Below are 8,106 nucleotides of genomic sequence, written 5' to 3'. Positions count from 1 at the left end.
ATAGCCTTAAGAACAATCACAATACATATTACAAATAATGTTGCTTAAGTCTCTATTAAAACACGAGTAGTCATAATACACCCATTTGTATCTTGAAGCATTCCGCCACAATCCTGAAGCGTTCCGCCACAATCCTAAAGCATTCCGCCACAATCCTAAAGCATTCCGCCACAATCCTGAAGCGTTCCGCCACTATCCTGAAGCATTCCGCCACTATCCTGAAGCGTTCCGCCACTATCCTGAAGCATTCCGCCACTATCCTGAAACGTTCCGCCGCATTTAATACTTAGAACCACCGAATATGAAGCAAAGTACGAGCAATAAGGCTTAAAGGATGGCACTAGGCTTGCAGAGTACGCCCGCTAAGGCTTAGAACTTTAAATTTTAAGGCAGACTAGCAGCCTAAGACTCCAGAGTAGGCTATTATAGAGCGTAGAAATTGACAAGTATTCACTAATAGGTTTTTTTCAGCTTTACACAATGCCCTACCCCACAAAGCTCTATACAACTTACTACATAATTCCTGAAAATAGCCTCAAAATGTTACTCATAGTCCGTTGACGTATAAGTCACATTTGGATAGATTTATGCCCTATTAGTCTATAAAATACAGTGTGGTTAAATGGTCAAAAAACAAATTAAAAGCCAGAAGTGTCACTCAAAAAACTACTAATCAGGTAGAAAGAGCAATAAAGACTGTGGTGTTATGTTTAATTGCAATATAGGTTTTTATAATTGATCTTTGAGATTAAGTTAATATTTTTGTATGGGGTGCAATAAAACCCCTTTTTTATAGATTACAGATATCTACCAATTGATGAGTGTGGGAAGAAAAATAAAAGATAAGAGCTTAAAAGCTGTAGATTTTTTTTGTGGCGGAGGCGGCATGAGCTGCGGTATGCAGAAAGCTGGCGTGAAAATCATAGCTGGTATTGATCATGAATCGACTTGCAAAGAAACTTACGAAACAAATATAAAAGGTGCACAATTTATACAAGCTGATGTATTCGAATTACAGGAGAAAGATCTACAGCAGCAGCTTAACTTGAAACAAAATGATGATGGTCTCATACTTATTGGCTGCAGTCCCTGTCAGTTTTGGAGTATCATTAATACAAATAAAGCAAAATCCGAAAAATCTAAAAACCTGCTAATTGAATTCGAAAGGTTCGTGAAATATTTTAGACCAGGTTATGTTGTTGTTGAAAATGTACCGGGTGTTCTTAGAAAAAAGAAAGAAAGTGGATTAGAAGCTTTTATTGATTGGTTGGAGGCTGAAGGCTATCAAGTCCATTTTGAGATACACAATACCAACGACTATGGTGTACCTCAAAACAGAAAGCGTTTTACTTTAGTTGCTAATAGAATTAATGATGAGAAGATATTCCCTATCAAAGATGAAGGAGAAAGACTTACTGTTCGCGATGTGATAGGTGTAAGTAATGGCTTTAAGAAAATTAAGCCTGGACAGAAAGATGTAACTGACTTTATGCATTCAGTAGCCAATTTAAGCGATGTATGTAAAGAGCGATTAACCTATGTTGAGAAAGATGGTGGAAATAGATTAGGTTTTGCACACATACCTCATCTGCAATTGAAATGTTTCATTGGGCGCGACAATTGTTTTAAGGATACATTTGGTCGTTTATGGTGGGATAAACCAGCAGGAACAATAACGACCAAATTTTACAGCATTTCTAATGGGCGTTTCGTACACCCTGAAGAAGACAGGGCATTATCATTGAGAGAGGGTGCCGTTTTACAAACCTTCCCTAGAGATTATAAATTCATTGCAAAAAGTAATGGTGCTATAGCAAGATTAATAGGTAATGCTGTACCACCTGAGTATGCAAAAAGAATAGGACAAGCAATTAAAAAAAGCCACAATGCAATTTAGAACAAAAGCAAGAGCAGTTGATTTACTTGGTAAAGGGCAAATAGCAGATTTACCTACCGCAATTACAGAATTGTGGAAGAATGGTTATGATGCCTATGCGGATAATTTAACTGCAGAAATCTATTTAGAAGGCTATAAAGACATTGAAAAAAATTTGTTTGTCATGACTGATGACGGCAAGGGTATGTCACGACGTGATATTCTTGAGAAGTGGTTGGTTCTTGGAACAGATTCCAAAAGTAGAACAAAGCTTAAAGATCTAGAAAGTGAAGACACTTTATGGAAAAAACCTAGAATAAAATCAGGAGAAAAAGGGATAGGACGATTATCTGTAGCCTTTCTAGGTTCTCCCATGCTCATGCTAACAAAAAAGATGGGACATCCCTTACAAGCCCTATTCTTTGATTGGCGTCTACTTGAAAATTACAATCTCTTTCTGGATGATGTTAATATACCTGTAAGAGACGTCGAATCACTGAATGATTTTTATCCAACTCTTGAATTATTAAAAAAGGAATTCCTTGGTAATTTCGATAAAGTCTCGGATAGTGATGGAAGTGAGATATGGGAGGATTCACAGTCCAAATTGAGAAATGACATTGAGAAATCAATAAATGAGATGATAACACCAAACTCAGTTATTAATCCTCTTATTTCAGAATTTACAGATATTGAAAATAGCCATGGTACGAAATTTATAATCTTTGAACCTATAGATCAAATTATCAAGCTAACAAATAAAGATGAAGATGAGATTGAAGATAAAAAGTTTGTGATATCTAGCTTATCAGGATTTACTAATGAGTTTAAAAAAAATAATAAAAGCATAAATACAAATATCCCTGTTTTTAAAAAAGGAAATATTGAGTATGACTTTCTAAATACTGATGGAAATTTTTGGTCGTATAACGATTATGAACTTGCTGACGTTATAATAGAGGGAGAGTTTGATGGTAGAGGTTCATTCGAGGGATTCATAATGCTGTATGACAAAAAAATTAACTACACCTATACAAATCCTAGAAGAAAAGATGCACGAACAGATTATGGCAGTTTTCCGATTAAACTTGGTTATTCACAAGGTTTAGAATCAGAATCAAAATTGGAAGGTACTGTTTTCTATAAGATGAGAGAAAGAGTGGGTGAATATGGAGGCCTCTATGTTTATAGAGATAATTTTAGAGTTTTACCTTATGGAAGGACAGATTTTGATTTTCTTGGTTTTGAAAAAAGAAGAGCTAAAAGTGCTGGTGAATATTACTTCTCACACAGACGTATGTTTGGTTATATTGAATTAACCAGAAATGAAAATTCAACCTTAAGAGATAAATCGAGTAGAGAAGGAATGATGAATAATGCTGCATATCGTGCATTAAAAAATGACCTAGAAGCTTTCTTTATTGACCTTGCAAAAGAGTATTTTAGAACTGAACCTAAACAATCAATCTTTAAGGACAAACAGAAGCAATTAATAGAACAACACAATGCTATAAAAGCTGATAGTGCTAGAGAAACAGAAGCAAAAAAAGCTTTTACCAGATCTTTAAAAGATTATCCTCTTCGCTTAGAAAAATATCAAGAAGAGTATAAATCTTTAATCAATCAATTAGAAGAAAAGACAAATCAATCAGATATAATTTATTCGGATATAGAATCATTACTGGATAGAATACAAACCTTAGATATTGATTATAAGCGTTTGCTCCCTAAAATACCTAAACGCTATAAACCAACGGACACTCAACTCGACAGACTTTCAAAATATGAAAGTTTATTGATTAATTTTAATGAAACAATCAAAAAGGATAGTGCTGACTTAATGGTGAAAGTTCAAGAGAAACTTGAAATACAAGCGCTAAAAAAAGAATTTCTAAAGAGCTGCCATAAATACAATGCCAATCTCGAAAAACAGATTTTTCATTACAGGCAAGAACTTCATGAAAGATTTGAATATCTTAAAAAAGAATATTCACAGAGATCAAATCGTATTTTAAAAGATTTAACTTTTGAAAAAGATCAGTTAACACACACCATAGATACTCGTGAAAAGGCTATAGCAGCTACTCAAAAAATCGCTCTTAAATTCGAATTTTTACAAGATCAATTAGACACAAAATTGTTTCCTCTCACAGATCATATTAAACGATTGAGTTTCGAAATTGACGAAGAGCTACTACAAGGCGCATATAAAACGGAATACGATAACATTAAGAGACAGTGGGAACAAACCAAAGAAACTGCTCAACTTGGGATAGCCGTTGAAATTATAGACCATGAGTTCAACCATCTATATGCTACAATCAATACTACTTTTGACAAGCTTACAAGAGTTGATACTTATGAGAACGATGTGCAACTCAAGTATCTTAAAACCTACTTCAAACAGTTAGAAGATAAGTATGCCCTTCTTTCTCCACTATATCGTATTTCGGGTGTCATTCCAAGAAATATTCAGTGTAAGACTATTTATGAGTATCTCAATAATTTCTTTGCAAATAAATTAGAAAACCAAGAAATTGAATTCACTGCAAGCGAAGCATTCTTGAATCATTATATAGAAATAAAGGAGCCAGTGATTCACACTGTTTTCATTAATGTCATTAACAATGCTCTTTATTGGCTAAGAAATGCAAAAATTAAGAAATTGCATCTTGACTATTGGAGCGATACCAATGAAATATTAATAGTTAATTCTGGTCTTAAAATAGAAGATCATCGATTGGAACGAATTTTTGAATTATTCTATTCAAACCGTCCCAATGGAAGAGGAATCGGTCTATTTCTTGCCAAAGAAAGCTTAAATGAAAACTACTTTGACATGTATGCCACAAACGACAAAACCTACAATCATCTCAAAGGAGCCTGTTTTGTAATAAAATCCTTAAGCTAAAACCATGACAGAAATATACATAAATAAGGCAAGTCAAATCATTAAGAATTCTATTAAATCAGCTGTTTTCATTGATGAAAAAGCTCGATCCTTCTTTTGTTCAGATGCAAAATTGACAGGAGCAAATGAGGAGAAAATTACAACAGATCTATTTTCTAACTTCAGAGATGATGGGATCTCACTTGCAGTTCATAAGTACCAACATAATGATGAGGAAAATGAAGAATTAACTCAATATTTATTTGAATCAAGGGATTTAGTATTGTTGGATTGGAAATTAGCGGGAGACACTGGTGAAGAATCATCATTAAAACTACTATCTAAAGTTGTAAAACGTTCAAATATTCATTTTTGTGTAATATATACATCAATGTCTAAACCAGATAATGTATTGGGCAATATTCTTTCCTACTTTTCGGGAAGCGATAAAGAATATTATAAGGACGTTAAAAATGATTTAGAAAATGAAAAAGGAATTAATGATCATTTTTTAACGAAAATAAATACAATAAACCTGGATCGTGATAATAAAGATGGGACAAAGAAAATAATTGGACAGCTTTTTCAAGAAGATAAAAAATTAATTGATGAAATCATTGCAGTTACAGGCCAAAAGAGCCCTAAATGCGCATTAATAAAAGCTTCAATAGCTTTCATGGACAGCTATAAATCTGAAACAGCGAATTTATGTCCAGATATTGTCTCATATGAAAACAAATCACTCGTTATTAACAACACAATCATTACGATTTTAAATAAAGACGAAAATCAACCAGACGTACTAATTAATAATTTAACTCAGCAGATTATTTCACAAAAGACAGGTTTCACTCAATTATTGGGACTTGAGATGAAAACAATTCTTTCTAAAAGTGGTTCGTTTATTGATTCTAATTTGTTACAAGTATCAAAACAAGCATTTATACACCATCGTAATAATTATAAAAAAGATAATAAAGAATATCTATTCCCACGTTTCATTAAGAGCATTATGCTCGGAAGTGTAGATTTAACTATTAGAAAAGAACAACTTCAATTATTAGAACCTGATTTTCTTAATGCTATAGATGACAGTTCAGCTTTACCTCCAGAAGAATTGGTTGCTATGAATGTCTTTTACAATGCAAAAAAATTGGACAATAATAGACCCGTTAATTTTGGTGATGTATTTATAGGTGAAAAAGGTGAATATTTTATTTGTATAACTGCATTATGTGATTGTTTGAGACCTGAAGATAATGACAACTTATTTTATTTCGCGAAGGGAACTTCTATTAAAATGGCAAAAGCCTTAAGCCTTGGTGATACAGCTTTTGTAAGTTATTTGAACTCCGAAAACATTGTCAAATGGACTGATGTAAATAATACAGTGACAGATGTAGATCAACACAAATACACACCAGTATATGTGAAACCAGTTCTTTTTAAAATTTTAAATCCCACAATAGATTCAGAAGGAAAATTAAATCTGAGCATAATGAATAATGAACCTAAAATTGACTCAAAAGAATTATTCTATATAACAACAATAAAAGATAGTTACACTCAAAGAATAGCTAATCATGCTTTTACTCATCCTGTGAGAGTTGGTGTTGATTTTGTGAAAAACTAACATGTCGATTTATGCATTTCATATTACGATGACTCTCAAAACCTAGACGATTACACTTTACACCAAGCTTTGAAAAGAGGTCAAGATAGAGCAATAAGAGCCTTAAATAATTCTGGTGGTCATTTTAGTTACAATGCAGGATATGGAAATGCACCTGTTGGTATTTCACTAGATGAAGACTATATGCAAACTTTTTATGTAGGTGAAATCACTCATAAATACAAAAACAGAAAGAGAGTAGATATTGAATTAGCATCGAAATTTGAAGGAAGTATTTCTGTCAGTCGAAAAATAAAAGATGATACTGGATTCATCAGTACAAAAGGTTGGAATCAAAAAATAAAAATGGGTTCTAGTTATGATATAAAAAAGGTATCCATATATGGTTGTGCTCGTTATCGTAATGAATGGAAGGGTATCAGAATTGTTAAAGAATAAAAAATAGCATATGAAACAAACTAAAATATTAATACTGCTACTATTGCTACCATGTTTTTTATTTTCTCAAGAAAAAGAAAAATACGATTGGCATAAGACTATAATTGAATTTGATTATGGTTTTGGAATACACCAGAGTGCTAAGGATTACCACTCCACAACTGAAAGTAGTGCTAATGTATACAAGGAAAATAATTTTATAAACTTTAGATACACAAATGCATTTTTCGTGAAATCTGATTTATCACTTGGCTTATCCCTAGGATTCGAGATTGCACCTGTTATCGAAATACCACTAACATTAGATATCAGAAAGTATTTCGGCACAAATAAAAACAGAAATTATTTATCCTTAAATTTAGGAAAAGCATTTTACAAATCAGCAGAATTCAACACTTGGCTTGGCGAACTAGGATTTGGGCGAAACTTCAAATTAGGTAAGAAAAGCTCTTTAAATACAAGTTTTAGCTATCAACTCACCTATCTCAAAGAAGGTTCTGTTAAAGTGAGTGAAGACGATCGGAGTTGGGTCAAAGACTTCTACATGCACTCCCTGTCATTTAGACTGGGTATAATGTTTTAATCATTAATATAGAGGCTGCCATAATAACATCGGTAGCCTTTATTACATATACATTTCAATTGTCAAACATTCCTTTAAAAGGATTTTTTCTATTTGATTCTACTGGGTGCAAATCCAACCTTCTTAACCAAATCTTTCAGATACTTTTCTTCGGGTGGATCTTCTTTGGGAATATTAAAGCTAATTGTACCTTCAGGGGCATCTATCAAAATATCTTTTACTTCCTTAATTTTCTCAAAATTTCTTTCCAGACTATAAACACAAAATGGGCAAGCCATCCTCTGAATTTCAACATACAAACGATGGGTTTTTAAAGGGCATTTATCCCAATAAATAACTAGTTTCCACCCCGATCGTCTCTAGAGCGCTTATCTAGTTTCTACATCGATCACTTACCCTACTTAATCAATCTGTCAGATAACAAGACAGATCTATTTAGTAAATTCCCATCTCAAAGAGTAATTAACCTTTTAAGGAAGCGTATAAGCCGCTATCGAAATAAACACAAAATAGCTATACAGGTCAATACATCTAGGTTTAAAATGACAAAAGCCTATAATTAGTTGTGATCTTAAAAAAAAATCCTCGTAAGTATAACTCACGAAGATTTTCATGTAGCCCCAACAGGACTCGAACCTGTATCTAGTGTTTAGGAAACACTTGTTCTATCCCTTGAACTATGGGGC

Annotated in this window: 6 protein-coding genes and 1 tRNA gene; 6 read left to right on the top strand and 1 reads right to left on the bottom strand. The window is 33.0% G+C overall.

What is annotated here, in order from left to right:
- Positions 1–85 precede the first annotated feature (85 nt).
- From QZZ48_RS12830 to QZZ48_RS12805, 6 genes are all read left to right on the top strand, one after another.
- Positions 86–283, top strand: a complete 198-nt coding sequence (locus tag QZZ48_RS12830; RefSeq protein WP_294966515.1) for a hypothetical protein — start codon at positions 86–88, stop codon at positions 281–283.
- Between the two features lie 540 nt (positions 284–823).
- A complete protein-coding gene (locus tag QZZ48_RS12825; protein WP_294966513.1) occupies positions 824–1,897 on the top strand; it encodes a DNA cytosine methyltransferase in 1,074 nt (357 codons plus the stop codon).
- Positions 1,887–4,787: an ATP-binding protein gene (locus QZZ48_RS12820; RefSeq protein WP_294966511.1), complete on the top strand. Its 2,901-nt coding sequence runs from the start codon at positions 1,887–1,889 to the stop codon at positions 4,785–4,787. The genes QZZ48_RS12825 and QZZ48_RS12820 overlap by 11 nt, the downstream gene beginning before the upstream one ends.
- Before the next feature lie 4 nt (positions 4,788–4,791).
- Positions 4,792–6,399: a response regulator receiver domain gene (locus QZZ48_RS12815; protein WP_294966508.1), complete on the top strand. Its 1,608-nt coding sequence runs from the start codon at positions 4,792–4,794 to the stop codon at positions 6,397–6,399.
- 69 nt (positions 6,400–6,468) lie between these two features.
- The gene (locus tag QZZ48_RS12810; RefSeq protein ID WP_294966506.1) at positions 6,469–6,837 is read left to right on the top strand and encodes a hypothetical protein; all 369 of its coding nucleotides are present in this window, start codon (positions 6,469–6,471) and stop codon (positions 6,835–6,837) included.
- 10 nt (positions 6,838–6,847) lie between these two features.
- A complete protein-coding gene (locus tag QZZ48_RS12805; RefSeq protein ID WP_294966504.1) occupies positions 6,848–7,420 on the top strand; it encodes a hypothetical protein in 573 nt (190 codons plus the stop codon).
- A 615-nt stretch (positions 7,421–8,035) separates the two neighbouring features.
- On the opposite strand, the gene QZZ48_RS12800 is transcribed toward QZZ48_RS12805, so the two are convergent.
- Positions 8,036–8,106 (bottom strand) — tRNA-Arg (locus tag QZZ48_RS12800).

Origin of the sequence: Sulfurimonas sp. (assembly GCF_016744025.1) — a bacterium.
Taxonomy (GTDB): domain Bacteria; phylum Campylobacterota; class Campylobacteria; order Campylobacterales; family Sulfurimonadaceae; genus Sulfurimonas.
Note: the sequence above shows the minus strand (reverse complement) of the source record. Positions and strands in the feature narration are given on the sequence as shown.

Excerpts from the sequence above, each read along its gene's own strand:
- QZZ48_RS12805 (WP_294966504.1), top strand. The coding sequence starts at position 6,848 with ATGAAACAAACTAAAATATTAATACTGCTACTATTGCTACCATGTTTT.
- QZZ48_RS12815 (WP_294966508.1), top strand. The coding sequence starts at position 4,792 with ATGACAGAAATATACATAAATAAGGCAAGTCAAATCATTAAGAATTCT.
- QZZ48_RS12820 (WP_294966511.1), top strand. The coding sequence starts at position 1,887 with ATGCAATTTAGAACAAAAGCAAGAGCAGTTGATTTACTTGGTAAAGGG.